The organism is Streptomyces sp. NBC_00859 (assembly GCF_045161865.1).
Lineage (GTDB): Bacteria > Actinomycetota > Actinomycetes > Streptomycetales > Streptomycetaceae > Streptomyces.
The window spans coordinates 3,320,244-3,345,564 of the sequence record NZ_CP108826.1; the positions used below are offsets into that span (position 1 = coordinate 3,320,244).

At 70.3% G+C, this 25,321-nt stretch carries 24 protein-coding genes; 13 read left to right on the forward strand and 11 right to left on the reverse strand.

Annotation, left to right across the window (positions count from 1 at the left end):
- The first annotated feature begins 14 nt into the window (after nt 1-14).
- The gene (locus OG584_RS14265; RefSeq protein ID WP_405778194.1) at nt 15-350 is read left to right on the forward strand and encodes a YnfA family protein; all 336 of its coding nucleotides are present in this window, start codon (nt 15-17) and stop codon (nt 348-350) included.
- A gap of 100 nt (nt 351-450) precedes the next feature.
- Entirely contained in the window at nt 451-1,224 is a 774-nt protein-coding gene (locus OG584_RS14270) for an SDR family NAD(P)-dependent oxidoreductase (RefSeq protein ID WP_405778195.1), read from the forward strand.
- 72 nt (nt 1,225-1,296) lie between these two features.
- Here OG584_RS14270 and OG584_RS14275 read toward each other — a convergent pair whose 3' ends face one another.
- Together OG584_RS14275 and OG584_RS14280 are read right to left on the reverse strand one after the other, a co-directional pair.
- Nucleotides 1,297-2,112 (reverse strand): alpha/beta fold hydrolase, encoded by an 816-nt coding sequence (locus tag OG584_RS14275; protein ID WP_405778196.1) that lies wholly within the window; start codon nt 2,110-2,112, stop codon nt 1,297-1,299.
- 262 nt (nt 2,113-2,374) lie between these two features.
- Complete coding sequence (locus OG584_RS14280; protein ID WP_405778197.1) at nt 2,375-3,568, reverse strand: RtcB family protein; 1,194 nt, start codon at nt 3,566-3,568, stop codon at nt 2,375-2,377.
- Between the two features lie 162 nt (nt 3,569-3,730).
- On the opposite strand from OG584_RS14280, the gene OG584_RS14285 reads away from it, so the two are divergent.
- The 3 genes from OG584_RS14285 (at nt 3,731) to OG584_RS14295 (ending at nt 6,959) form a co-directional block, all read left to right on the forward strand.
- Nucleotides 3,731-4,567, forward strand: a complete 837-nt coding sequence (locus OG584_RS14285) for a DUF3558 domain-containing protein (protein WP_405778198.1) — start codon at nt 3,731-3,733, stop codon at nt 4,565-4,567.
- Nucleotides 4,568-4,639: 72 nt separating this feature from the next.
- Nucleotides 4,640-5,350: a DUF3558 domain-containing protein gene (locus tag OG584_RS14290; protein WP_405778199.1), complete on the forward strand. Its 711-nt coding sequence runs from the start codon at nt 4,640-4,642 to the stop codon at nt 5,348-5,350.
- A 151-nt stretch (nt 5,351-5,501) separates the two neighbouring features.
- Nucleotides 5,502-6,959, forward strand: a complete 1,458-nt coding sequence (locus OG584_RS14295; RefSeq protein WP_405778200.1) for a DUF2637 domain-containing protein — start codon at nt 5,502-5,504, stop codon at nt 6,957-6,959.
- 137 nt (nt 6,960-7,096) lie between these two features.
- Here OG584_RS14295 and lysS read toward each other — a convergent pair whose 3' ends face one another.
- Nucleotides 7,097-8,878, reverse strand: a complete 1,782-nt coding sequence (gene lysS, locus OG584_RS14300) for a lysine--tRNA ligase (protein ID WP_405778201.1) — start codon at nt 8,876-8,878, stop codon at nt 7,097-7,099.
- A gap of 138 nt (nt 8,879-9,016) precedes the next feature.
- Between lysS and argS the strand changes: the two genes are divergently transcribed.
- Nucleotides 9,017-10,801 (forward strand): arginine--tRNA ligase, encoded by a 1,785-nt coding sequence (argS, locus tag OG584_RS14305; protein WP_405778202.1) that lies wholly within the window; start codon nt 9,017-9,019, stop codon nt 10,799-10,801.
- Between the two features lie 18 nt (nt 10,802-10,819).
- Here argS and OG584_RS14310 read toward each other — a convergent pair whose 3' ends face one another.
- Complete coding sequence (locus OG584_RS14310; RefSeq protein WP_405778203.1) at nt 10,820-12,175, reverse strand: helix-turn-helix domain-containing protein; 1,356 nt, start codon at nt 12,173-12,175, stop codon at nt 10,820-10,822.
- Between the two features lie 357 nt (nt 12,176-12,532).
- Here OG584_RS14310 and OG584_RS14315 point away from each other — a divergent pair, with 357 nt between their 5' ends.
- Nucleotides 12,533-13,072 (forward strand): DUF4232 domain-containing protein, encoded by a 540-nt coding sequence (locus tag OG584_RS14315; RefSeq protein WP_405778204.1) that lies wholly within the window; start codon nt 12,533-12,535, stop codon nt 13,070-13,072.
- A 63-nt stretch (nt 13,073-13,135) separates the two neighbouring features.
- Nucleotides 13,136-13,885 (forward strand): DUF4232 domain-containing protein, encoded by a 750-nt coding sequence (locus tag OG584_RS14320; RefSeq protein WP_405778205.1) that lies wholly within the window; start codon nt 13,136-13,138, stop codon nt 13,883-13,885.
- 98 nt (nt 13,886-13,983) lie between these two features.
- Here the strand turns inward: OG584_RS14320 and OG584_RS14325 are convergent, their stop codons facing one another.
- Complete coding sequence (locus OG584_RS14325) at nt 13,984-14,514, reverse strand: 2'-5' RNA ligase family protein (protein ID WP_405778206.1); 531 nt, start codon at nt 14,512-14,514, stop codon at nt 13,984-13,986.
- A 267-nt stretch (nt 14,515-14,781) separates the two neighbouring features.
- On the opposite strand from OG584_RS14325, the gene OG584_RS14330 reads away from it, so the two are divergent.
- The 3 genes from OG584_RS14330 to OG584_RS14340 all read left to right on the forward strand — a co-directional run bounded on the left by OG584_RS14330 (nt 14,782) and on the right by OG584_RS14340 (nt 16,890).
- A complete protein-coding gene (locus OG584_RS14330; protein WP_405778207.1) occupies nt 14,782-14,940 on the forward strand; it encodes a hypothetical protein in 159 nt (52 codons plus the stop codon).
- Nucleotides 14,940-15,608 (forward strand): GntR family transcriptional regulator, encoded by a 669-nt coding sequence (locus OG584_RS14335; protein ID WP_405778208.1) that lies wholly within the window; start codon nt 14,940-14,942, stop codon nt 15,606-15,608. The genes OG584_RS14330 and OG584_RS14335 overlap by 1 nt, the downstream gene beginning before the upstream one ends.
- A gap of 61 nt (nt 15,609-15,669) precedes the next feature.
- Complete coding sequence (locus OG584_RS14340) at nt 15,670-16,890, forward strand: amidohydrolase family protein (protein ID WP_405778209.1); 1,221 nt, start codon at nt 15,670-15,672, stop codon at nt 16,888-16,890.
- Between the two features lie 99 nt (nt 16,891-16,989).
- Here the strand turns inward: OG584_RS14340 and OG584_RS14345 are convergent, their stop codons facing one another.
- The 6 genes from OG584_RS14345 to OG584_RS14370 form a co-directional block, all read right to left on the reverse strand.
- The gene (locus OG584_RS14345; RefSeq protein ID WP_405778210.1) at nt 16,990-18,060 is read right to left on the reverse strand and encodes an ABC transporter ATP-binding protein; all 1,071 of its coding nucleotides are present in this window, start codon (nt 18,058-18,060) and stop codon (nt 16,990-16,992) included.
- Nucleotides 18,057-19,106, reverse strand: coding sequence for an ABC transporter ATP-binding protein (locus OG584_RS14350; RefSeq protein ID WP_405784071.1), 1,050 nt, complete (start codon nt 19,104-19,106; stop codon nt 18,057-18,059). Before OG584_RS14350 ends, OG584_RS14345 begins: the two co-directional genes overlap by 4 nt.
- 77 nt (nt 19,107-19,183) lie before the next feature.
- On the reverse strand, nt 19,184-20,095 hold the full coding sequence (locus tag OG584_RS14355; RefSeq protein WP_405778211.1) for an ABC transporter permease: 912 nt from the start codon (nt 20,093-20,095) through the stop codon (nt 19,184-19,186).
- On the reverse strand, nt 20,092-21,063 hold the full coding sequence (locus tag OG584_RS14360; protein WP_405778212.1) for an ABC transporter permease: 972 nt from the start codon (nt 21,061-21,063) through the stop codon (nt 20,092-20,094). Before OG584_RS14360 ends, OG584_RS14355 begins: the two co-directional genes overlap by 4 nt.
- A complete protein-coding gene (locus tag OG584_RS14365; protein ID WP_405778213.1) occupies nt 21,063-22,673 on the reverse strand; it encodes an ABC transporter substrate-binding protein in 1,611 nt (536 codons plus the stop codon). Before OG584_RS14365 ends, OG584_RS14360 begins: the two co-directional genes overlap by 1 nt.
- A 484-nt stretch (nt 22,674-23,157) precedes the next feature.
- Nucleotides 23,158-23,661, reverse strand: coding sequence for a MarR family winged helix-turn-helix transcriptional regulator (locus tag OG584_RS14370; protein ID WP_405778214.1), 504 nt, complete (start codon nt 23,659-23,661; stop codon nt 23,158-23,160).
- Nucleotides 23,662-23,746: 85 nt separating this feature from the next.
- Here OG584_RS14370 and OG584_RS14375 point away from each other — a divergent pair, with 85 nt between their 5' ends.
- Nucleotides 23,747-24,298, forward strand: coding sequence for a carboxymuconolactone decarboxylase family protein (locus tag OG584_RS14375; protein ID WP_405778215.1), 552 nt, complete (start codon nt 23,747-23,749; stop codon nt 24,296-24,298).
- 178 nt (nt 24,299-24,476) lie between these two features.
- Nucleotides 24,477-25,235 carry a DUF4232 domain-containing protein gene (locus OG584_RS14380; protein ID WP_405778216.1) on the forward strand — a complete coding sequence of 253 codons (759 nt, stop codon included), beginning with the start codon at nt 24,477-24,479 and terminating at the stop codon, nt 25,233-25,235.
- Nucleotides 25,236-25,321: the final 86 nt, after the last annotated feature.

A 25,321-nucleotide genomic window follows, 5' to 3' on the forward strand; every position in this document is an offset into this window, starting at 1 on the left:
GCCAGGCTGTGCCCATGCTGATCCTCCGCTCCGCCGTCCTCTTCGGCATCGCCGCGCTCTTCGAGATCGGTGGCGCCTGGCTCGTCTGGCAGGGCGTGCGCGAGAACAAGGGCTGGCTCTGGATCGGGGGCGGCATCATCGCGCTCGGCATCTACGGCTTCGTCGCGACCCTCCAGCCCGACGGCGAGTTCGGCAGGATCCTGGCCGCGTACGGCGGGGTATTCGTCGCCGGGTCGATCCTCTGGGGCATGGCCGCCGACGGCTACCGGCCGGACCGCTGGGACGTGACGGGCGCACTGATCTGCCTGGCGGGGATGGCGGTGATCATGTACGCGCCGCGTGGACGCTGACACCGGCATATCCTGGCGACGCACCGCACCGCACGCCCGAGCGCATGTCACACCCCACCCCGCACACCCCGCACCGACCGCCCGTCCGAGGAGTATCGCCATGACCGCCGCGCCCGCAGCCACCAACCGCATCGCTGTCGTGACGGGGGCGAGCAGCGGAATCGGCGCAGCCACCGCACGGCAGCTCGCCGCAGCCGGGTACCGGGTCGTGCTGACCGCGCGCCGCAAGGACCGGATCGAGGCCCTGGCAGCGGAGATCAACGCAGCGGGCCACCAGGCCGCGGCCTACGCCCTGGACGTCACCGACCGCGCGGCCGTCGAGGCCTTCGCCACCGCGTTCCCCACCATCGGCGTCCTGGTGAACAACGCGGGCGGCGCGCTCGGCGCGGACCCGGTGGCCACCGGCGACCCGGCGGACTGGCGCCAGATGTACGAGACCAACGTCATCGGCACCCTGAACCTCACCCAGACCCTGCTCCCCGCCCTGGACGCGAGCGGCGACGGCACCATCGTGATCGTCTCGTCGACAGCAGGCCACGCCGCCTACGAGGGCGGCGGGGGCTATGTGGCCGCGAAGAACGGCGCCCGCGTCCTGGCCGAGACCCTCCGCCTGGAGATCGTGGGCCGGCCGGTGCGCGTGATCGAGATCGCCCCCGGAATGGTCAGGACCGACGAGTTCGCCACGACCCGCTTCGGCGGCGACGAGGAGAAGGCCGCCAAGGTCTACGCGGGCGTGGCCGAACCGCTCACCGCCGACGACGTGGCGGAAGCGATCACCTGGACGGTGACCCGTCCCAGCCACGTCAACATCGACCTCCTGGTGGTCCGCCCCCGCGCCCAGGCGTCCAACACCAAGGTGCACAGGGAGCTGTGACCGCCTCGGCATCCACGCGGGAGTGAACGCCGGCCCGCCTCGGACGGGCGCGGGCCACGGTGGTCGGCGCGATCAGTTCTTGATGAATTCCAGGATGCCGGCGTTGATTTCCCCGTGGTGGCTGACGTAGATGCCGTGCCCTGCCGTCGGGTACTCCTGGTACGTGCATCCGGGCAGCAGTTCCGCCGTCTTCCTGCCCGTCACTTCCACCGGCGCCGAGATATCCGCGCCCCCGTGCAGCACCAGCGCCGGCACCGGGATGGCGCGCACGGCCTCTCGGTTGTCGGTGTGGAAGACGGCGTACTGGCACTGCAGCGTCGCCCACACCGAGGCTGACAGGCACTGGTCGAGAGTGAGCGCGGCCTGGCCGGGGGAGACCTGATTGCCGAGGTGAGTGGCGAAGTACGCCTGCAGCTGCTGGGACATCCACTTCGGCCGGTCGGCCCGGACCGCGGCGGTCAGCGCGTCGAAGGCGGCCTCCGGGATACCCGCCGGATTGTCGTCGCTCTGCTTGAGGTACGGCAGCACGGCGGCGAGCAGCACCACGCGGGCCACCCGCCCGGCGCCGTGCCGGTACAGGTAGCGGGCGACTTCCGCGCCGCCGAGGGAGTGGCCGACCAGGGTGGCGCCGGTCAGGTCCAGGTGCGTGAGCAGGGCAGCGAGGTCGTCGGCGGTGGAGTCCGTGTCATAGCCGCAGGAGGGACGGCCGGAACGGCCGTGGCCACGGCGGTCGAAGGCTATGCAGCGGTAGCCGCGCTCGGCGAAGTACGGGATCTGGTACTCCCACATGTCCGCGTTCAGCATGGCGCCGGACACGAAGACGACGGGCTCGCCCTGGCCGTAGTCCTCATAGGCGAGGCGGGTGCCGTCGTGGGTCTCGAAGTACATCGCGTTTCCTCCCGTTGGCCTGTTCAGATCAAGGTGCCAAACCCGGCGGAGGGCGTCGATTACGTTCCAGGTAATGGCGGGACCGGACCCCCTGTCCGCAGCGGACATGACACAGGCCGCGGCCGAGCCGAACCGATCCCGAAGCTCGTGTGAGGTGCGCGTCCCTGAAGGCCCGTCAGTGGCCTGGTTCCACCGGCGAACTCATAGCCGTACGAGGGTGCGAGGGGGTGGCGCACGCTTCTGCCGCGCCCCCTCGCACCGCTCAGCCCTTCACACACACCACCTGCTTGATCTTGGCCACGACCTCGACCAGATCACGCTGCTGCTCCATGACCTGCTCGATCGGCTTGTAGGCGGCCGGGATTTCGTCCAGCACTCCGGCGTCCTTGCGGCACTCCACACCACGTGTCTGATCGACCAGGTCCTGAGTGGAGAAATGCCGCTTGGCAGCGCTGCGGCTCATCCGCCGCCCCGCTCCGTGCGAGGCAGAGTTGAACGCCTTCTCATTGCCGAGGCCCTTGACGATGTACGAACTGGTGCCCATGGAGCCCGGAATGATCCCGTACTCGCCGGAGCCGGCGCGAATCGCCCCCTTGCGGGTGACGAGCACGTCCACACCCTCGTAGCGCTCTTCCGCCACGTAGTTGTGGTGACAGCTGATCTCCTGCCCGAAGGTGACCCGTGCCTTCTTGAACTCCTTCCGGACCACGTCCTTGAGGAGCCCCATCATGATCGCGCGGTTGTACTTGGCGTACTCCTGGGCCCAGTACAGATCGTTGCGGTAGTCACCCATCTGCGGGGTGTCGGAGATGAATACCGCCAGGTCCCGGTCGCTCAGACCCTGGTTGTGCGGGAGCTTCTGCGCGATGCCGATGTGGTGCTCGGCCAGCTCCTTGCCGATGTTGCGAGACCCGGAGTGCAGCATCAGCCACACGACCCCGTCTTCGTCCAGACAGATCTCGATCATGTGATTACCGCTGCCGAGCGTCCCCATCTGCTTCGCAGCCCGGCCCCGACGGAACTTGACCGCTTCGGCGACTCCGTCGAACCGCTCCCAGAAGTCGTCCCACCCCGCCGTCGGGAAGCCGTGCATCCGCCCCGGCTCCACCGGGTCCTCGTGCATGCCACGGCCCACCGGAATGGCCCCTTCGATCCTGGAGCGCAGCCGCGACAGATCGCCGGGAAGATCGTTTGCCGTCAGTGACGTCTTCACCGCCGACATACCGCAGCCGATGTCCACACCGACAGCCGCCGGACAGACCGCACCGTCCATCGCGATCACCGAGCCCACCGTCGCGCCCTTGCCGTAATGCACGTCCGGCATGACGGCGAGGCCCTTGATCCAGGGCAGTGTGGCGACGTTCCGCAGCTGCTGCATCGCGCCGTCCTCGACCGACGCCGGGTCCGCCCACATCCTGATGGGAACCTTCGCACCCGGAACCTCTACATACGACATAACTCCTCGATTCCCCCGAAAAACGTGAAAGAGAAAAACACGCATCAAGATCCGCGAAAGCGACAGCGGACCGGCGTGTACACCAGTGCGTGCGATAGACATTGTGTCCGGTCACCGTCATCAGGCGGTATCCGTTTTCCGTTCCGAAGGGAGCCTCGGACAGTGCAGCGAAGGGCTTACGTACCCGGCATGGTGCTGCTCGCAGCGCTCGTCACCGGCTGCACGACCGGTTCCGGGACCGATGGTTCCACCACCGACTCGAAGCCCGGCGGGACCACTCCCGCCGCAGCGCCCGGCAAGTACTCCACCCTGCCCGAGCCCTGCCGCGCCGCCGACCAGGACGCGCTCAAGGACATGCTCCCGGAGATCGCCGATCTGCCGAAGGACCAGCAGGAGAAGGCGTACGCGGGCACACCCGAGGCCACCTTCGACACCGACCGCCAGGTGGGCTGCCGGTGGAAGGCCGACTCGCCCGCCGACGCGCACCGGCTGCGCATCGGGATGGAACGCGTCGTGAGTTATGACGCATCGGTCAGCGACGACGACCAGGCCAAGGCCCTGTACGAGCAGAAGCTGACCGCGGCGGACCTGCCGGCCGACGCCTCGCCCACCGCGACCCCGTCCGCCACCGCGAGTACCGGAGCGGGCGGCGGCGCCCGTAGCGACGCGCCCAGTGGCACACCGGCCTCCGGAGACGCCGGCGCGCCCGGCGACACGCAGGACCCCGGGCAGGGCGACGACGGCGGGCAGACCGCGGGCGACCTCCAGTCGCGGACGGTCGGCGACCTCGGCAGCGCCGCGTTCCTCGACGACATCCCGCCGAAGGCCGGCGGGGCTCCGCAGCACACCGTCCGGGTCGTCTTCCGCGCGTCGAACGTCCTCGTCACCGTGGAGTACAGCGAGCAGCCCATCGACCCGGCCACTCCCCCCGACACCAAGGACCTGCAGGACAGGACGCAGGCCATGGCCCGCAAACTCGCCGATCAGATCAGCGAATAGTCCCTCGCCGAGGGCCCCGGCGTACCGTGGCCGCCCGGCCCCTACGTCCCGTACGACATGAGCGAAGGAACCATGCACCGATCAGCCCCGCGACTCACCCGCCTTCTCGCCTGTGCAGCCGTCCCCGTGATGCTCGTCGTCGCCGGCTGCTCGTCGGACTCCGGCTCCAGCGGCAAGAAGAGCTCCAGCTCCGCCCCCTCCCCCAGCGCTTCGGCTTCCCCGACCGTCGCGAAGGCGGTGTACCCCAAGCTGCCCGACGCGTGTAAGTCGGTCCCGGCGAAGACCGTCTCGGACCTGGTCCCCAAGGCGAAGGACAAGTCGGGCACCGAGGTCAAGTCGAGTGACCTGTCGGCCCGCGCCGGCTGCTCCTGGAACGGCCTGGAGAGCAAGGGGACCAAGGGGTCGCAGTACCGCTGGCTCTCCGTGTCCTACCTCCGCTTCGGGTCCGACTCCGTGCTCGGCAGCGGCCAGAAGCGCGCCCAGGACCAGTACGCCAAGGCCGTGGCCGACGTGAAGGCGACGGACGGCGCGAAGAGCGTCAAGACGGTGACCACGCCCGGCATCGGCAACGAGGCGACCACCGTCACCTACGAGCAGCGCAAGACCGACGCGGACTTCATCTACGCGGTCACCGTCACGCGCACGGAGAACGTCGTCACCACCGTCAACCACAACGGGGCCGGCTACGAGGGCTCCAAGTCCCCGTCCGCCGACGACATGACGAAGGGCGCGCAGACAGCGGCCAAGGCGGCTGTGGCCTCGGTGGCCGCGGCCAACAAGTAGACACGGCAGGTGCCTTCGGGCACCCGCGTCCGGAGCCCGGCCCCTCGGCGGAGACCGGGCTCCGGGCGTACCCGCGCAACGCCCTCCGCACTGATGTGCCAGGCTGTGCCCGCCGGATGTCGAACTCAGGAGGGGACCGCGGGTGGCCGCGATGCAGCTGACACGCACGCACCGGATACTCATCGGGGTCGTGGTCACGGGCGCGGTGATCATCGCCGGGATCGGGTTCGTGGGTTCCTACGCGGCCGTGCGTGAACTGGCCCAGGAGAAGGGCTTCGGTTCCTTCTCGACGGTGTTCCCGATCGGCATCGACGCGGGGATCTGTGTGCTGCTCGCACTGGACCTGCTGCTGACCTGGATCCGTATCCCCTTCCCGCTGCTGCGCCAGACGGCGTGGCTCCTGACGGCGGCGACGATCGCCTTCAACGGCGCGGCGGCCTGGCCGGACCCGCTGGGCACCGGGATGCACGCGGTGATCCCGGTGCTGTTCGTGGTCTGTGTCGAGGCGGCGCGCCACGCGGTGGGCCGGATCGCCGACATCACGGCCGACAAGCACATGGAGGGCGTGCGCCTCACCCGCTGGCTGCTCTCGCCGGTCCCCACCTTCCTGCTGTGGCGCCGGATGAAGCTGTGGGAGCTGCGCAGGTACGAAGAGGTCATCAAGCTCGAACAGGACCGGCTGATCTACCAGGCGCGTCTCCAGGCCCGGTTCGGCCGCGCATGGCGGCGCAAGGCGCCGATCGAGTCGATGATGCCGCTGCGGCTGGCCAAGTTCGGAGTCCCGCTCGCGGAGACGGCCCCGTCCGGGCTGGCCGCGGCCGGCATCGAGCCGGTGCTGCTGCCCCAGGCGCCCGCTCTGGAGGCGGGCACCAGGTCCGAGGGGCCGACGGCCGTCGCACCCGGACCGGAAGCGGCCGACGCCGCGGAGGCGATGGCCGCCGCGGGCCCCGCCGGTCAGCAGCAGGCGCAGGAGCCGCAGCCCACGCACGAGAGTCCGTGGTTCGCCGCACCGCACGTCTCGCAGGAGGCGTACACCGGCACCTACGACCCGGCGTACGAGCCCGCGTACGACCAGCAGTACCCGCCGGGGTACGAGCAGGAGTACCCGCAGGACTACCAGCAGGAGTACGACGACCCGTACGGACAGGGCTACGACCGGCAGCACGGGCAGCCCCACCAGTACGAAGAGCCCCAGGGCCCTGCGGAGCCGCAGGAGTACGAGCAGTACGAACAGCCCGGTACTCAGGACGGCGCCGCCCAGGTCATGGTCCCCACCGGAGCAGGCGGGTCGCGCCGCCTGGGCGGTGTGATCCCCGGGCAGCGCGCCGAGGAGCCGCCGGCGGACGGGACCGCCGAGGCGGACAGCCCCGAGGTGCAGGGGCTGCCTGAGGACGTGTCACGTGAGGACGCGTACTTCGGGGCCTACCGGAAGTTCATCAGCGAGAACAACGAGGTGCCGACGGTGCGTCAGTTCGGCCGGTACCTGAAGGACCTGTACGGGGTCACGGGCCGCAACAGCGAGACGCTGAGCGACAGTTCGCTCCGTCCGTACCTGGCCCGTTTCCAGCACCGGTACGCGGAGGAGCTGGACGCGGAGCACATCGCGTAATCGCGGGCGGCGCAAGCACAGACCGCACCACGAGAACGACGGGATCAACTGGGCCGACGACAACAGCGCGCGGCACGGCTGAGGGCCGCCGTCCCGGGCAGGAACCCGGGGCGGCGGCCCTCAGCCGTACGTCGTTCTCAGGCAGCGAGCAGCTTGCGCACCCGGTCCGCGCCCACGGCGAGCAGCAGCGTGGGCAGCCTCGGGCCGGTGTCACGGCCGACCAGCAGCTGGTAGAGCAGGGCGAAGAAGGTGCGCTGGGCGACCTTCATCTCCGGGGTGGGCTTGGCGTCCGGTTCGAAGCCGGCCTGGATCTTCGGTACGCCGTAGACGAGCGTCGTCAGTCCGTCCAGCGACCAGTGTGTGTCCAGCCCCTCAAGGAGCAGCCGCAGCGACTCGCGGTCCTGGTCGGAGAGGCCGGCCAGGGTCTCCGTGTCCGGCTCGTCGCGCACCAGGGTGCGCTGTTCGGCCGGGACCTGGGTGGTGATCCAGCTCTCGGCCCGGTCGAGCCGGGGGCGTACGTCGTCTAGGGAGGCGATCGGGTTCGCCGGGTCCAGTTCGCTGAGGATGCGCAGTGTCTGGTCCTCGGCCCCGGCCGTGATGTCCGCGACGGAGGCGAGTGTGCGGTACGCCAGCGGGCGGGGGGTGCGCGGCAGTTCACGCGCCGCCGTGCGGGCCGCGCGGGTGTGCGCCGCGGCGTCGGCGGGGAGCGCCGAGCCGTCGGCGACCTTGGACTCCAGCTTGTCCCACTCGTCGTAGAGCCGCTGGATCTCCTGGTCGAAGGCGATCTTGAACGACTGGTTGGGCCTGCGCCGCGCGTACAGCCAGCGCAGCAGCGGAGCCTCCATGATCTTCAGCGCGTCCGACGGGGTGGGGACCCCGCCCTTGGACGACGACATCTTGGCCATGCCGCTGATGCCGACGAACGCGTACATCGGGCCGATCGGCTGCACCCCGTCGAAGATCTCGCGGACGATCTGCCCGCCGACCACGAACGAGGAGCCGGGCGAGGAGTGGTCGACGCCGCTGGGCTCGAAGACGACGCCCTCGTACGCCCAGCGCATCGGCCAGTCGACCTTCCAGACCAGCTTGCCGCGGTTGAACTCGCTGAGCAGGACGGTTTCGGAGTGCCCGCAGTTGTCGCAGGTGTAGGCGAGCTCGGTCGTGGCGTCGTCGTACGAGGTGACCGTGGTGAGGTCCTTCTCGCACGCCCCGCAGTAGGGCTTGTACGGGTAGTACGCCGTCCCCGCGCCGCTGCCGTCGTCCTCCGCCGCCGCGCCGGACCCGGCCGCCGCTTCCAGCTCGGCCTCGTCGACCGGCTTCTGGCTCTGCTTCTTGCCGCCGCCCTTGCCGCCCGCCGCTCCCGGGTCCTTCTTCGTGCGGTACCGGTCCAGGATCGCGTCGATGTCGGCGCGGTGCTTCATGGCGTGCAGGATCTGCTCGCGGTAGGTGCCCGCCAGATACTGCTCGGTCTGGCTGATCGGGTCGTACTCCACACCCAGCTCGGCCAGCGCGTCGACCATGGCGGCCTTGAAGTGCTCGGCCCAGTTCGGGTACGCGGACCCGGCCGGGGCCGGCACCGATGTGAGGGGCTTGCCGATGTGCTCGGCCCAGGTCCCGTCGATCCCGGGGACGCCGTTCGGCACCTTGCGGTACCGGTCGTAGTCGTCCCAGGAGATGAGGTGGCGCACCTCGTACCCGCGCCGCCTGATCTCGTCGGCGACCAGGTGCGGGGTCATCACCTCGCGCAGGTTGCCCAGGTGGATCGGGCCCGAGGGGGACAGTCCGGATGCGACGACGACCACGGGTGCGCCGGCACCGGAGTCTTTCGCGCCCGCGGCACGGCGCTCCGATTCGGCGATGACATCGTCCGCGAAGCGGGAGACCCAGTCGGTCTCGGTGCTCTGAGCCACGATCGGCACGTCCTTCTTTCTCGTACGCCTTCAAGCAAGGGCGGACGCCATTGTCCCAGGTCCCCGCAGCAGAGCGAAAACGGCTTTACGGGCCATGGGATACTGGGCGGGATCCCTTGCACCCCTATGGAAACGGCAGTCGGCCCCATGCCTGAGCCAGTCTCGGTCAATTCCCTCGCTTCGACGCTCAAGGAGCACCTCGCGGACGCGCTGACGGCAGCTCTGCCGGATGCCGGCGCCGCGGACCCCCTGCTGCGCCGAAGCGACCGGGCCGACTTCCAGGCCAACGGGATCCTGGCCCTGGCGAAGAAGCTGAAGGGCAACCCGCGCGAGCTGGCCGCCACGGTCACCGCGGCGCTCCCGGCCAATGACCTGATCAAGGACATCGAGGTCTCGGGCCCCGGCTTCCTGAACATCACGCTCACCGACCGGGCGATCACCGAGACCCTCGCGGCGCGCGCGGCCGACGAGCGGCTCGGCGTGCCGTACGCCGGGGACGCGGGCACCACGGTCATCGACTACGCGCAGCCGAACGTGGCGAAGGAGATGCACGTCGGCCATCTGCGGTCGGCCGTGATCGGCGACGCGATGGCGAAGATCATGGAGTTCGGCGGCGAGACGGTGGTCCGCCGCCACCACATCGGGGACTGGGGCACCCAGTACGGGATGCTCATCCAGTACCTGATCGAGCACCCGCACGAGCTGGACCACGAGGGCGAGGAGGAGGACGGCGAGGCCGCCATGTCCTCCCTCGACCGGCTGTACAAGGCCTCGCGTGCGGTCTTCGACTCCGACGAGGAGTTCAAGGCGCGCTCGCGGGACCGGGTGGTGGCCCTCCAGGCCGGGGACCCGGAGACGCTCGCGCACTGGCAGCGGTTCGTGGACGAGTCGAAGATCTACTTCTACTCGGTCTTCAACAAGCTCGACATGCGGATCGCCGACGCGGACATCGTCGGTGAGTCCGGCTACAACGACGTGCTGGAGGAGACCTGCCGTCTCCTGGAGGAGTCGGGTGTCGCGGTCAGGTCCGAGGGCGCGCTCTGTGTCTTCTTCGACGATGTGAAGGGCCCGGACGGCAATCAGGTCCCGCTCATCGTCAAGAAGACGAACGGCGGCTACGGCTACGCGGCCACCGACCTCTCGGCGGTCCGCAACCGCGTGCAGGACCTCAAGGCGGACACCCTGCTGTACGTGGTGGACGTGCGGCAGTCACTGCACTTCAAGATGGTCTTCGAGACGGCCCGCAGGGCGGGCTGGCTGGAGACCGCCGACGGCCAGGCAAAGACCGTTCACCTGGGGTTCGGCACGGTCCTCGGCAAGGACGGCAAGCCGTTCAAGACCCGGGCCGGCGAGTCGGTGCGCCTGGTGGACCTCCTGGACGAGGCGGTCGAGCGCGCCACGGCCGTGGTGCGCGAGAAGAACAACGAGAAGATCGCGCTCACCGAGGCGGAGATCATCGAGAACGGCGCGCAGATCGGCATCGGCGCCGTCAAGTACGCGGACCTGTCCACGTCGGCGGCGCGCGACTACAAGTTCGACCTGGACCAGATGGTGTCCCTCAACGGCGACACCAGCGTGTACATCCAGTACGCGTACGCCCGTATCCAGTCGATCCTGCGGCTCTCCGGCGAGGCGAAGCCGGCCGCGCACCCGGAGCTGGAGCTGGCCCCGGCGGAGCGCGCGCTGGGGCTGCACCTGGACCAGTTCGCGGAGGTACTCGCCGAGGTCGCCGCCGCGTACGAGCCGCACAAGCTGGCCGCGTACCTCTACCAGCTGGCCTCGCACTACACGACGTTCTACGCGGAGTGCCCGGTCCTCAAGGCCCCCACGCCCGAGCAGGTGGAGAACCGGCTGTTCCTCTGCGAGCTGACCGCCCGCACCCTGCACCAGGGCCTGGCGCTGCTGGGCATCCGGACGCCCGAGCGGCTGTAGTCCCGAGCGGACCGCGCATCACTGCTGGGCCGGCTCCCAGGTGTCCCCGCCGAGCGGGTGCACGTACCGGGGCCGGCCCTTCACGCTGCTCGCCCGGAACGGCTTGCCGTGGTCGTCCAGACGAATGGTCCCGTGCCGGTCGCCGCTGCTCCACTGGAGATCCAGGTACCAGCTGACGTCGTGGGCCGCGGTACTGGCCTTGATCTCCAGGACCTGCGGGTCGCTGGAGGACACCTTGTACGGGAAGTCGGTGGCCGGGACCTTCCGGTCGCCCTGCACCCCGGCGGCCGGTTCCGCCATCGGGGTACCGGTGTCCAGGTTCACGTCGAACCCGGCCGGGACGATCCCGCCGCCGCAGCCGTCGCCCATCGCGTACGAGGACCAGGCGAGCGGCGCGTGACGGCCCACGATCCGCACGTGCAGGGCCTGGAGCACCACCGCGTCCGACGTCTTGCCCTGCACGGACAGCTCGATCCGCGCACCGCCGCTGGAGACACCGCCCAGCGCGGTCGCCCAGCTCGCGGCGTCCTGTTCGGCCGGGGGCGGCGGCATCTTCGCAGCCGCCCGGTCCACCAGGTAGGACTGGCTGCACGGGTCGTCCCAGACGTAGGGACGGACGTTCACCGTGAGCGGTACCGCGGGAACGCTGTCGCCGTCGGGCCCCAGGTCACCGGTCGTCCCCCCGGCCCGGCCGGCCCGCGCCGAGCGGGAGGCGGAGGGGGACGGGGTCGAGGAGGGAGAGGGCGGAGCGGAGTGGGACGTCCGCGGTGACGGTCCGGCGGACGCGGCGTGGCTCCGCTGATGTTCCGGCAGCCTCTCGGTGACCGAAGCGGCGCCGGACGCGCCGTCGGGGCGCAGCGCCATCGCGACGGGCACGGCCACAGCGGCGAGGACCACGGCGGCCCCGATCAGCCGGAGGCGGGTGTTCCTGCGCGACCGGACGGCCGGGCCCGGTCCGGTGGGAGCGGCGGACGGCGACCCGGGATCGGAGGCGCCGGACAGAGACCGCGGCTGCGGCCCCACGGCATGCTGAACCACAGCCTCCGGAAGCACAGCCTCCGGGACTGTCCGGCCCGCAGCCCGCTGTTCCGGAACTGTCGCTTCCGGCCCCGCACCGTCCTTGGGCCGTCTTCTCGCCGCGTCGGCCAGCAGCCACCGCCGGTGCAGCGCGACCAGTTCGTCCGGGGTCGCCGCACACAGCCGCGCGAACCGCTCGACCGGCGCGTACTCCGTCGGGACGGCGTCACCGTTGCAGTACCTGTGCACCGTCGACGTACTCATATGGAGCTTCCCCGCCAGAGCCCCGTAGCTGCGCCCCGAACGGTCCTTCAGCTCCCGCAGCAGCGCGGCGAATTCCACGGTCTCGGAGCCCACGGCCACCGTCCCCCTCGTCCCTCGCCCCAGGAACGCGTTCCAGGAAGGCATTCCAGGGGCATCCCGTATCCCCTGGTCACAGTACGCGCAGCCGTTCCAGCGTCCCCAATGGGCCGGGAACGATTGCAGGCTGAATCAGCCACCCCACAAGCTGAGTTCGTGTTCAACCGACTCCGGCAAGGCTTTGACCTGAGCATCGTCGACCTGGTCGCGCTGGCCGTAGTGGTCACGACGACGGCAACGGTCATCCTGCTCATCCGTCGCCTCTGAACCTTCGGACAACTCGGACCTCAGAGACCCGCACAGCCCACGGGCCCGCAAAGCTCACAGAACCTCACACCTACGGGGAGCATCACCATGAACGTCCGCCGCACCCGCATCATCACCGCAGCCGCCACCGGTCTGATCTCCGCACTCGCCCTCACCGGCATGTCGGCCGCCACCGCCGACGCCGCGCCGGCCAAGGCCGCCAAGATCGTGACCTGCACCCCCGCCAACACCAAGAGCGTGCTCTCCCCGGTCAGCCGCCCCATCAACCACTTGCTGATCAAGACCACCAACACGGGCAAGGCCCCCTGCTACGCCTACGGTGCTCCTCTCATCGGCTTCGACCACCCGCAGTCGACCGTCCAGATCCTGCGGGAGAGCGTGCCGCAGGCGGTCGTCACGCTGAATCCGGGCCAGTCGGCGTACGCCGGTGTCCTCACCTCCGGTGGTGACGGTGCCGGTGAAGGCGGCCACTGGTCGAAGCAGATGTCCCTCGCCTTCCAGGGCCGTGACATGGCCGGTTCGGTCGGCCCCACGGCCTCCCCCGCCGTACCGAAGAAGACGTGGGTCGACGACTCGGCTGCCGTCTCGTACTGGCAGTCCACGGCAGCCGACGCACTGGTCTGGTAGCCACCCGCCGGACAGCCGGACAGACCCGTTGGCCCCACACACCGAATCCCGTGAGGAACCCCCATGCAGATCCGCCGTACTCGTCGCGCGCTCACCTTCCTCGCCGTCGCCGGGGCGACCGTGCTCGCCACCGCGGCCTGCGGTACGAACGGAAGCAGCTCCGACGGCTCCCCGAACAGGAGCGAGGGCGCGGGCTCCTCGGTGTCCGGCTCCCCGGCATCGGGCTCGTCCGCGGCGAAGGGGACCGACGCGTCAGCGTCCGATGACAGCAAGGCAGGTTCCTCCGCTCAGGGCCCGGACTCCGCCGGCTCCGCCGGGACTTCGGGCTCGTCCGGGATTTCGGGGAGCAAGAGCGGCGGGTCCGGGCCGGCCTCGGGCAAGAGCGGCTCCGGCAGCAGCGCGGCCGACGCCACCTGCTCCGCCGGCGCCATGAAGATCGCGCTGATCAGTACGGGCGGCACCCTGCCCGCCGTCGTCCTCAAGGCCACGAACGCCTCCGGCAGCAGCTGTGACCTCTACGGCTTCCCGACCGTGGGCTACCCCGGAGCACAGGCTGCCGTCGGGGCCAACGAGCGCAGCAAGCCGCAGGCAGTGGTCACCCTCGCGCCGGGCCGGTCCGGGTACGCGGCCATCGCCCTCCCCGACGGCGCCGGCAAGCACCGCGAGAAGACCCTCACCGTCGGTCTGCTCGGCCGGGACATGGGCCCGGTCAACGGCCAGGCCACGGTCACCGCGTCCGGCTCCGGAATCGCCCTCACCGACAGCTCGACGGTCAGCTACTGGCAGTCGGACGAGGCCGCCGCGCTCCAGTGAACCACCACCCCTCCGGGCCCCGGTCCGCCGCTCCGGCACCATGACGCGCCCTGGCCCCCTCTCCCTGTGGCCAGGGCGTTCCGGCGTCACGCGTCACATCAGGACGGCTCCTGGCCGCCCAGCATGAATTCGGCCCGGCTGCTCCACACAGTGCCGTCATGGGCGACCAGTTCGACGGAGCGTACGGACGCCCCGAACGGCAGCTTGTCCCGCACATCGGCCTCGACCCTGTCGAGTACCACGGGATCCTGCCCCTGAGTGATCGTCACGTGCGGCGCCGGATCGCCGAACCTGCCCCGGTAAGGAGGCGCTTCGGGCCAGCGCGCGTGCACCGCCCGGGTCAGTGCGCGGACTGGCCCGTCCGGCTCGGGGGCCAGATACAGCAGCCCGGGGAATCGCCCGCACTCCCGGAAACTCACGTCGAAAGCGCGGTGGCCGCCGAAGAGCGCGGCCAGGGCGCCGAGCACGCCGTCGTCGATGCCGTCCTGCCTCAGGAACGGGTAGAGCACGGTCAGGTGCGCCGGAATGCCGTCCGCCGCCATGGGATCGAACCGCTCCCGCCAGCCACCGACCACGGGCTCGGCCTCGGGCACCGTGATCACCAGGGCTGTGTCGCCTGCCTGGTACATGTCCACTCCGTTCCGTCCTCGGGGGCGCCACACTGCCACAGCACCGGAACGTGCGGCATCGGCTCACCACCGACCCAGTTGGTATACCCAATTGACGCGATCCGCCTCGGGCGTCCGTCATTGCTGCCGCACAAATACCACTGAACTCCACATACCATTCCACGGCATTCACGTTTGGTATGCCGACTGCTAGTGTCGCCTCGTCTCCGCCGACGACAGCCGTCCGGCTGGGCCGGCTCCGGACACCGCACATCCGCAGGAGGCTCCATGCGCACTCGCCGCCGCGGCGCCCACGTCCAGGACTCCGTGCCGCAGTGCCGGACCGTCTCCGGGAGAATGCGCGCGGCGCACGCCGGGCGCGAGAACCGCGCGGCCGTGCCGCCGCCCGTTCCCGCAGCAGTCCCGCAGTTCGAGGAGACGCCCTGATGAACGAACCACCCGAGACCGGTGAGTCACACGTCACCCACGCCGAGCGGACCATCCGCGCACGCATCATCTCCGGTCAGTACCCCCCGGGTTCCCGGCTGCGCGAGCGCGAACTCTCCGAGGCCCTGGGTGTCTCACGCATCCCCGTCCGCGAAGCGCTCACCCGGCTCACCGCGGAGGGCCTGGTGGAGATCTCCCCGCGCCGCGGCGCGTCGGTGCGGCGTCTGTCGCTCCGCGATGTCTCGGAGCTCTTCGATCTGCGCCTCAGCCTGGAGGTCTTCGCCGCCCGCAGAGCCGCGGAAGCGTGTGCGGCAGGCCGCGGAGGCGGGCAGCTGAGCGACATCATGGAGGTGGCCGAGAAAGCCACCCGGCGCGGCGATGTCCACGAGATCACGGCCGCCAACACCGCGCTGCACGCGGAGATCGTCGCGATGACCGGCAACCGGCTGCTCCAGACAGCCCTTCAGCCCTCGCTCGGCCTGGTCCAGTGGCTGTTCACCCTCACCGGTGGTCTCGACCCGCGCGTGCAGTGCTCGGAGCACCAGGACATCTGCGCCGCGATCCACGCCGGCAACCCCGATCTGGCCGACGCCCTCGCCTACGCCCATATCGAGCGGGGCCGCGGCCCCTCCCTGGCCACCCTGACCGGGGTGCTCCCGGCCGAATGACCGACGGGGTGTGCCGCCCCGGCACCGAAACGCCCCGGCACGAAACAAGGAGAGACACCGGATGCTGATCACGAACGTCCGTCCCTGGGGCGGCGCCCCCTGCGACCTGGAGATACGGGACGGTGCGATTGCCGCGCTGACTCCGCACGACCCGAACCGCCCAGCGCCGGGAACGCCCGCGGGCGACGTGGTCGAGGGCCGGGGCCGGCTCGCCCTGCCCTCCTTCTCGGACGTCCACTGCCATCTGGACGCCACGCGTATCGGTCTGCCGTTCCGCCCGCACACCGGAGCCCCCGGTGTCTGGGCCATGACGATGAACGACCGCGCCCACTGGCGCGACGACGAGTGGACCGTGGCCGAACGGGCCACTCACACCCTCGGCCGCATGATCGAGCGCGGCACCACCCGCGTCCGCAGCTACGCGCAGATCGACGCGGACTCCGGGCTTGAGCGCTTCGAGGGCGTCCTCGCCGCCAAGGAGGCACACGCCGGCCGGTGCGAAGTCGAGATCATGGCGTTCCCGCAGGCCGGCCTGCTCAGGGAGAAGGGTGTTCCGGAGCTGATGGACCAGGCGCTGTCCTCCGGCGCGGCCGTGGTCGGCGGCATCGACCCGTGCACCCTGGACCGCGACCCGGTACGCCACCTGGACATCGTCTTCGGCCTCGCGGAGCGCCACCAGGCCCCGGTCGACATGCACCTCCACGAGCCGGGCCCGCTGGGCGTGTTCAGCGTCGACCTGATCCTGGAGCGGGTGCGCGCGCTCGGCATGGCGGGCCAGGTGACCCTGTCCCACGCGTACGACCTGGGGAGCGTCGACGAGGCGACGAGCCGGCGTCTCATCGAGGAGTTCGCGGAGCTGGACATCGCCATGGCCACCATCGCCCCGGCCCAGCACCGCGCGCTGCCGCTGGCCGATCTGACGGCCGCCGGGGTCCGCGTCGGTCTTGGCGAGGACGGCCAGCGCGACTACTGGTCGCCCTACGGCAACGCGGACATGCTGGACCGCACCTGGCAGCTCGCCTTCACCAACCGCTACCGCGCCGACGAGCTGATCGAGCACTGCATGGCCGTCGCTAGCCTGGGCGGTGCCTCGATCCTCGACGGGAACCTGCCCCGTCTGACATCCGTCGCCGACCGCCCCGGCCTCGCCGTGGGCGACCGCGCCGATCTGCTCCTCGTCGACGGTGAGACGGTGACCTCCGCCGTCATGGACCGCGGCACCGACCGTACGGTCCTGCACGACGGCCGGGTCGTCGCGAACGGCCTGCAGCTCGTCGGCTGACGCGCCGCAGCCGGCAGCCCGCGCACGACGGGGCCCGTCCACCGGGTGGTGGACGGGCCCCTCAGCGCCGCCGCAACCGGCAGCCACGGCGCCCGGTCGCTACCCGGAGGTCTCCCCGGCGGCCGGCACCCGTGCCGCGTCCGGCACCGCGCCGTCGTCTGTGACCAGATGGCAGGCCACCTGCCGTACGTCACCACCCGGCCCCGCGGGCAGGGTGCGCAGCGCCGGAGCCTCGGTACGGCAGCGGTCGGTGGCCAAGGGGCACCGGGTGTGGAAGTGACAGCCGGGCGGCGGGTCCAGCGGACTGGGCAGGTCCCCGCCGAGCACGATCCGGCTGCGGCCGCGCTGCTCACCGGGGTCGGGTACCGGCGCCGCCGACAGCAGCGCCTGGGTGTACGGGTGCTGGGGAGCGGCGAACAGTTCGGCGGCCGGGGCCTGTTCGACGATCCGGCCCAGGTACATCACGGCGATACGGTCCGCCAGGTACTCGACGGCCGCGAGATCATGCGTGATGAATAGGCATCCGAAGCCGCGTTCACGCTGCAGGTCGGCCAGCAGATTCAGGACGGACGCCTGCACGGACACATCGAGCGCCGATGTCGGTTCGTCCGCCACCAGGAGGGCCGGATTCACCGACAGGGCGCGGGCGATGGAGATGCGCTGGCGCTGACCGCCGGAGAGCTCGTGCGGGTTCCGGTCGGCCAGCTCGGGCCGCAGACCCACCTGGGCGAGCAGCGCGTCCACTCGCCCGGCGGCCTGCCTGCGGTCCGCCATACCGTGCAGCCGCAGCGGTTCGGCGATGATCTGCCGGATCGTCATACGGGGATTGAGCGAGGACGACGGATCCTGGAAGACGAGATGGAAGTCCTTGCGCAACGGCCGCAGCGCGCGCGGCGAGAGCGTGGTCACGTCCGTACCGTTGATCAGCACGCTGCCGCCGGTCGGCTGGTCGAGCCGGACCACGCAGCGCCCCACCGTGGACTTCCCGCTGCCCGACTCGCCGACCAGGCCGACGACTTCGCCGGGCCGGATCGTCAGCGACACACCGTCCACGGCACGTACGGTGCCGGCGGTCCCGGCGAAATGCCGCTTGAGATCGCGTACCTCAAGGGCCGCCGGGACACCGGCCGTCGTGGTGGGACCTGCCGGTGATATGAGGCTGCCGGTCATCGGACGGTCCCCCCGTTCTCTTCGGTCACTGCCAATTCCACTGCCTCTTCGTTCACGCCGGACCGGGCAGGGCCGGGGGCGGCCGGCCCTGCCGGGTGGTGACAGGCGATCCGGTGCGTACCGGACGCGGGCGCCATGAGCGGCCGGATCTCCAGGCAGTCGGCGGCCGCCGAAGCGCAGCGCGGCGCGAAGCTGCATCCGGCCGGCTGCTCGCGCAGGTCGGGTACGAGGCCGGGAATCTCGTTGAGCCGGGCCCGTCCGCCGGCCGTCCGGCTGCCGGGGCGCAGTACGGCGCCCAGCAGACCCCGGGTGTACGGGTGCCCCGGCGCCGCGAACAGCTCATCCACCGGCGCCTGTTCGGCGGGGCGTCCCGCGTACATCACCAGGACCCGGTCGGCGGCGTCCGCGACGACGCCGAGGTCGTGCGTGATCAGCACGATGGCCGTGCCGAGACGTTCCCGCAGGGAGCGGAGCACATCGAGGATGCCCGCCTGCACGGTGACATCGAGGGCCGTCGTCGGCTCGTCCGCGATCAGGACCGCCGGATCGCAGGCGACCGCGATCGCGATCATCACCCGCTGGCGCATGCCACCGGAGAGCTGGTGCGGATACTCGTCAACGCGGGTGCGGGGCGCGGGGATACCGACGAGGCCGAGCAGTTCGACTGCGCGTTCCCTGGCCTCGCGGCGCTTCAGCCCCTGGTGCCGGACGAGTACTTCGGTGATCTGCCGGCCGATGGTGAGGACCGGGTTGAGCGAGGTCATCGGCTCCTGGAAGATCATCGAGAGCCGTCGCCCGCGCAGCGATCCGAGCTCCTTCTCGGGTGCGCCGACCAGTTCCCGGCCGTCCAGCTCGATCGACCCGCCGACCCGTGCGGTGGGGGGCAGCAGTCCCATCACCGCCATCGAGGTGACGGATTTCCCGCAGCCGGACTCACCGACCACGGCGAGCATCTCGCCTGGCGACAGGTCGTAGGAGACCCCGTCAACGGCGTGCACGGTGCGTTCCGCGCCGTGGAAGGAGACCGTCAGGTCACGGACCCGCAGGACGGGCCCTGCGGAAGCGCCAGGGCCCGGGGCTTCGCGTGGAGCGCCGCCGGGCGCCGTGGGTGTGCCGACTCGGGTCACCGGGAACCTCCGCGGGGGTCGAGGATGTCGCGTACGCCGTCACCGAGCAGGTTGAACGCCAGCGTGGCGAGCACGATGACCAGGCCGGGGAAGACCGCCATCCAGGGGGCGTCGGCGATGAAGGGCTGGGCACTGGAAAGCATTACGCCGAGCGACGGCGAGGGCGGCTGCACGCCGAGGCCGAGGAAGCTGAGCACCGCCTCGCCGATGATGGCGGACGGGATACCCACGGTGGCCTGCACGATCAGAGTCGATGTGGCGTTCGGCAGGATGTGCCGGAAGAGGATCACACCGTCACCGGCGCCGTTCGCGACGGCGGCGCCCACGTAGTCGAGGTGTTTCAGCCGCAAGGTCTCGGCGCGGGTGACCCGCACGATCGCGGGGATCTGCGAGATGCCGATCGCGATGGTGGCGTTCTGCAGCGACGGGCCGAGTACCGCGGCCAGGCCGACGGCGAGCACCAGGAAGGGGAACGCCAGCATCGTGTCGGTCAGCCGGGACACCGCCGTGTCCGCGAAGCGGCCGTAGTACCCGGCGAGCAGCCCGAGCGGCACGGCGATCACGAAGGCCAGCAGCACGGCCACCACTCCGACCTGCATGGAGGCGGTGACTCCGACCAGTACCCGGGACAGCTGGTCCCTGCCCAGATCGTCCGTGCCGAGCCAGTGCGACCAGCCGGGTGCGGCGAGGGCGGCGCCGAAGTCCGGCCGGGCCGGGTCGTACGGGGCGATCAGCGGTGCCAGCACTGCCACGAGCACGAAGACCGCCGTCAGCACCGCACCGGTCAGGGCCAGCCGGTTGCGCCGCAGCCGGCGCAGCGCCACGGCGAGCCGTCCCGCGCGGGCAGGGGCAGCGGTCCCCGAGGAAGCGGTCGGGACGGCCGGCGCCGGGGAGGGGGCGACGGTCATTGGGAACCTCCGAGCCGGATACGCGGGTCGACGACGGAGTACAGGAAGTCGACCAGCAGGTTGATCAGGATGTAGGCGGCCGAGGTGAACAGCACCACGCCCTGGACCATCGCGTAGTCGCGGGTGAAGACCGCGTCGATGGTGAGCTTCCCGAAACCGGGCAGCACGAAGACCTGCTCGGTGACCACGGCTCCGGAGATCAGCTGGCCCAGTTGCAGACCGAGCACGGTGACCACGGTGACCAGGGAGTTGCGCAGCGCGTGGCGGCCGATCACGGTGCGCGGCGCCAGCCCCTTGGCCCGTGCCGTGCGCACGTAGTCCGACTGCAGCGCGTCGATCATCGCCGCCCTGGTCTGCCGCATCACCACGGCGGCGAGCCCGGACCCCAGCACGACGGCGGGCAGCACGAGCCGGCGCAGGTTCTCCACGGGGTCGGTGCCGAAGGGGACGAACCCGGAGGCGGCGAACACCGGCATGGCGATGGCGAAGACGAGGACCAGCACGATGCCGAGCCAGAAGGCGGGGACCGACATCCCCAGCAGGGCGATGCCGTTGGCGAGCCATTCCGCGGGCTTCCCGCGCCGAACGGCCGCCAGCACCCCCGATCCGACACCCACGACCACGGCCATCAGGAGGGCCAGCGCGGCCAGTTCGAGGGTGATGGGGAGAGCCTGCGTGATGGAGTCGAGGACGGGGAGCCCGGTGCGGGCCGATGTGCCGAAGTCCCCGGTGGCGGCGTTGCTGACGTAACGCCAGTACTGGACCGCGATGTTGTCGTCGAGGCCGTACTCGGCGCGTATCGCGGCCAGCACCTGCGGAGAGGTCTGCTCACCGGCCAGTGCCTGGGCCGTGTCGCCCGGCATCGCCCGGACACCGAGGAACACCGTGATGCTGACCAGCACCATCGTCACCAGCGACATGCCGATCCGGCGGCTCACATAGGACGTGAGCAGTCTGCGGAGGATCATCACCGGCTCCCCTTCGCATAGCCGGCTTCCTTGACCCGGATGAGGCCGTCGCCGGAGAGTTTGATGCCGCTCACGTCTTCCGTCGCGGACACGTAGTTGATGGGCCGGTAGAGGTAGATGACCGCGTGCTGCTTGTTGATCGCCGCGGTGAGGTCGCGGTAGATCACGCGGCGCTTCGCGACATCGGACGTGCTCCGGCCCGCCACGATCAGCCGGTCGATCTCCGGGTCGGACAGCTTGCCCTGGTTGTTGCTCCCCGGTGTGCCGACGAGGCTGTCGATGTTGCCCGCAGGATCGGGCTGACCGCCCCACCCGCCGGTCCTGGACTGGAAGTCCCCGGCCAGGGTGCGGGTCAGCCCGGTGGCGAACTCGGTCGGCCGCAGCCGGACATCGAATCCGGCGTCGGCGGCCATCGCCTGGATGACCTGCCCGAGGCGGCTGTCGTCCGGCGTCGTGTTGATCATCAGTTCCAGCGGCACAGGAGTCTTCACCCCGGCCTGCTTCAGCAGCTTCCTGGCCTTCGCCACGTTCCGCCGGGGGCAGGTCACCGGGCTGCTCAGCGGAATCCCTGGAGGCACAGGACCGCAGGCAGGCTCGTACATGCCCTGGAAGACCAGCTTGTTGATCAGGTCGCGGTCCAGTGACAGGTCGAATGCCTGCCGGACACGCACATCACGGCCGAAGGGTGTGTCGACGGTGCCTGGCTTCCTGTCGATGCCGTGCACGTTGCCGACGTTCAGCGTGACGCCCATGTAGCCGAGCGACGGGGTACTGAGGAGCTGAAGCCCCTTCTCACCCATGGAGTTGCGTACTTCGACCGGGCCCATCTGGTCACCGATCTGGACGTCCCCGGACCGGATGTTGGCCATCCGGATATTGCCGTCGGTGATCGTCTTGTAGATCACCCGGTCGAGGTGGACCTTGTCCGCGTCGTAGTACAGGGGGTCCTTCGTCAGCTCGATCCGGTCGCCGACCACCCGCTTGACGTACTTGAACGGGCCCACGCAGGACGGATGGCTCGCGAACTTGCTGCCGTACGTCCTGAGCGCCTTGGGGGACATGATCAGCCCGGCCGTGTTGGCCAGCCGTCCCAGCAGTGGGACGTCGGGGTGCTTGAGCGAGAGCCGGACGGTGTACGGGCCGGGTGCCTCGACCTTGTCGACGGAGTCGATCTCCGAGGCCCGTCCGGATCCGCGCAGGTGCAGATGGCGGTCGAGCGAGGTCTTCACGGCTGCCGCGTCCAGACGCGCGCCGTCGCTGAACCGGGCCCCCTTGCGCACGGTGAAGGTGAAGGTCCTGCCACCGTTCGTGATCCTCGGCATCGAGGCGGCGAGCTGCGGCACGAACCGGTTGTGCTGGTCCACGTCGTAGAGCTGCTCGCACATGGACGTGAACACCGTCCGGGCGACCAGCGTGGAGGTCAGGCTCGGGTCCAGCATGTCGGGATCGGACTTCAGCCCGATCGTGACGGTCCCGCCGTCGCGGACGGGACGCATATCGGTGAGCCGCGCTTTCGCGGCTGTTGCCTCGCCCGGCGGCGAGAGCGCGCTGCATGCGGTGGTGACCGCCAGCAATGCGGCCACCGCGATGGTGGCCGGAATTCGACGCACGGGACCAGGGCTCCTTCGGGCAGCACGGAACTGGAGCGCGGACCGGCACGGGCACGCGTTGAGGCGTCACGGTATACCAAAGGGCGTCGCCCGCAAACGGGTCCCAAGAGTCGTATTCGCCTGTTTCATGCGGTACTTGCTGGCTGAAAAGTGGGCAAGCCATCCCATCGAAATGCTCGTCAAATATCCATCGGGAACCCATTTGGCATACCGAATCGGGTTCCGAGAACAGAAGCCACCCCGGCATCACAGCACTTCGCTACGACCGCCCCCTCACGGAACGTGACACGACACCGTCCGGCCCCTCGGCGAACCGCCCGCCGCCCGGAAAACAGACCCCCAATGGAGCGGGTATGAGCCAGCTCCCGCCCGGCATCAGCCGTACCGGGTGGCCGGATCGGCCGCCCGCCGCGAGAGGGCCGCCGTCCGGCTGGCGTACCCCGCCGAGGTGCGCCCACGCCGGGGCACGCCTCCCTGGCGTGGCTCACCCCCCGAACCACCCCGCCACATCCACCCGGAAGCCGCCGCCCGGCACCGCCCCCGGCACGAGGGCCCGCAGATCGGACTCCAGCCCGGCGAGCCGCTCCGGGCCCAGGACACGCGCCCACTGCGCGTACAACTCGTCGAAGAACTGCCCCGATCGCACCAGCACCTCCACGCCGCGCGCGGTGAGCACCACGATCTTGCGCCGACCGTCGGAGGGGTCGGCGGCCCGCTCCGCGTACCCCAGCTCCTCCAGGCGCTCCACGGTCTTGCCCGCCGCCTGCTTGGAGACCCCGAGCCTGCGCCCCATCTCGCTCGCGGTGGCGCCCCGGACCCCGATCGCCTGCATCGCGAAGCCGTACGCGGGGCGCACATCCGGGTGCCCCTCGTCGGCCAGCCGGGCATGCAGCTGGTCGATGGCCGCACGGAAACCCGCGAAGAGCAGCATCGGCAGCTCGTATCCGCGCCCGTCCGCCGCGCTCACGGCGGCCCTGTCGTCAGCCATGGCGCAGATCACCCTTGCACAACTCGACAACCTCGTTTACGTTTTCGTCAATCACGTTGTCGAGTTTAGAGCGAAGGGCACACCCATGACCACCGCCTTCCCCACCCACACCGTCGACTCCGCCCCCGCCCCGGCGCGCCGCGCCATGCAGGCCACCACTGACCGCCTGGGCTATCTGCCCTCCCCCGTGGCCCGCATGGCCACCTCCCCGCAGACCCTCGACGGCTTCCTCAAGCTGAGCGCGGTCTTCGAGTCGACCACCCTGTCCCAGCCGGCCCGCGAGGTCCTCATCCTCACCATCGCCACCCGCAACGAGTGCCACGTCTGTGTGGCCATGCATACGGCGAAACTCACCGGCATGGGCGCCGATGCCGCCCTCATCGAGGCCCTGCGCGCCCAGAAGCCGCTCCCGGACGAGACGTTGGAGGCGTTGCGCGCCTTCACCCTTGAGGTCCTGGCCACCGCGGGCGCAGTCGCGGAGCCCGAGCTCCAGGAGTTCCTGGCCCACGGATACACCCCTCAGAACGCCCTGGAGGTCGTCCTGGGCATCGGTACGTACACGCTCTCGACCTTCGCCAACCGGCTGACCGGCGCCCCGGTCGACGACCAGCTCGCCGCGTTCGCACCGCAGGGCTGAGCCTCGCCGTGAGCAGCCGATGTCCAGGGAGGGGGGTGGTCGGCTGTTACGTGCCGTTACAGGCCCCGGACAGTCCTGTGAGAACTCCCCCGGTGGGCGGCCCATCTCACTTTCCGTAAGACGCACTGGAATACGGAGCGCGCCGGACTTCAGAGCCCGGCGCCGGAAAAGGGGAACCATGACCGCGAAGCTGAACCGAGTCGCCCGCTGCGCCGCCGCCGTACTGGCCGTCGTGGCTGTCGGAGCCGGTGCTGCCGCGTGCGACTCGACCTCCGGGTCGTCCCCCTCCAAGGCCGGCGCCCGATCCGGGACCAACGCCGGGTCCGGCACCGGCCAGGACTCGTCCTCCACGTCGCAGGACGGCTCCAACAGCTCCAAGAACCAGACCGGCGGCACCGCCGGCGGTTCGCAGGACACCGCTCAGGGATCCGACCAGCACAAGGTGAAGTCGATGTCCGAGAAGGGCTCACGCACCGACGCCGTGAACGAGTCCTCCGCCGCCACCAGCAGCCGCTGCCACACCAGCGACCTGAACTTCACCTGGAGCAAGGGCGCCCCCGACATGAAGGACGACACCGACCAGCAGGTCGCCTCCATCACACTCACGAACGACGGCGCGGACACCTGCACCCTCCACGGCTTCCCGGGCGTCCGTCTGATCAGCAGGACCGGCACCGCGTGGGACCTGCGCCGCTCATCGGACACACCGAGCACCATGACCCTGCACCCCGGCGACAGCACCGCATCCGTCAGCATCAGCCTCCTGGCCATCCCCGCCGACGCCCGCGACACCAAGCCCTTCGTCCCCGCCCGGATCCAGATCACCCCGCCCAACGAGACCACCCACATCACGCTCGACTGGCCCTACGGCGGAGCCATCCTCGACCAGGACGGCGCCACCGACGCCGGTACCTTCGTCAACCCCGTCGGGGTCTGACCCCCAACTCCCCCCACACGCCGGACACATACCGCAGGCTCTGCCGCACACCACGCGGCAGAGCCTGCGGCGCGACGGAAACCTTC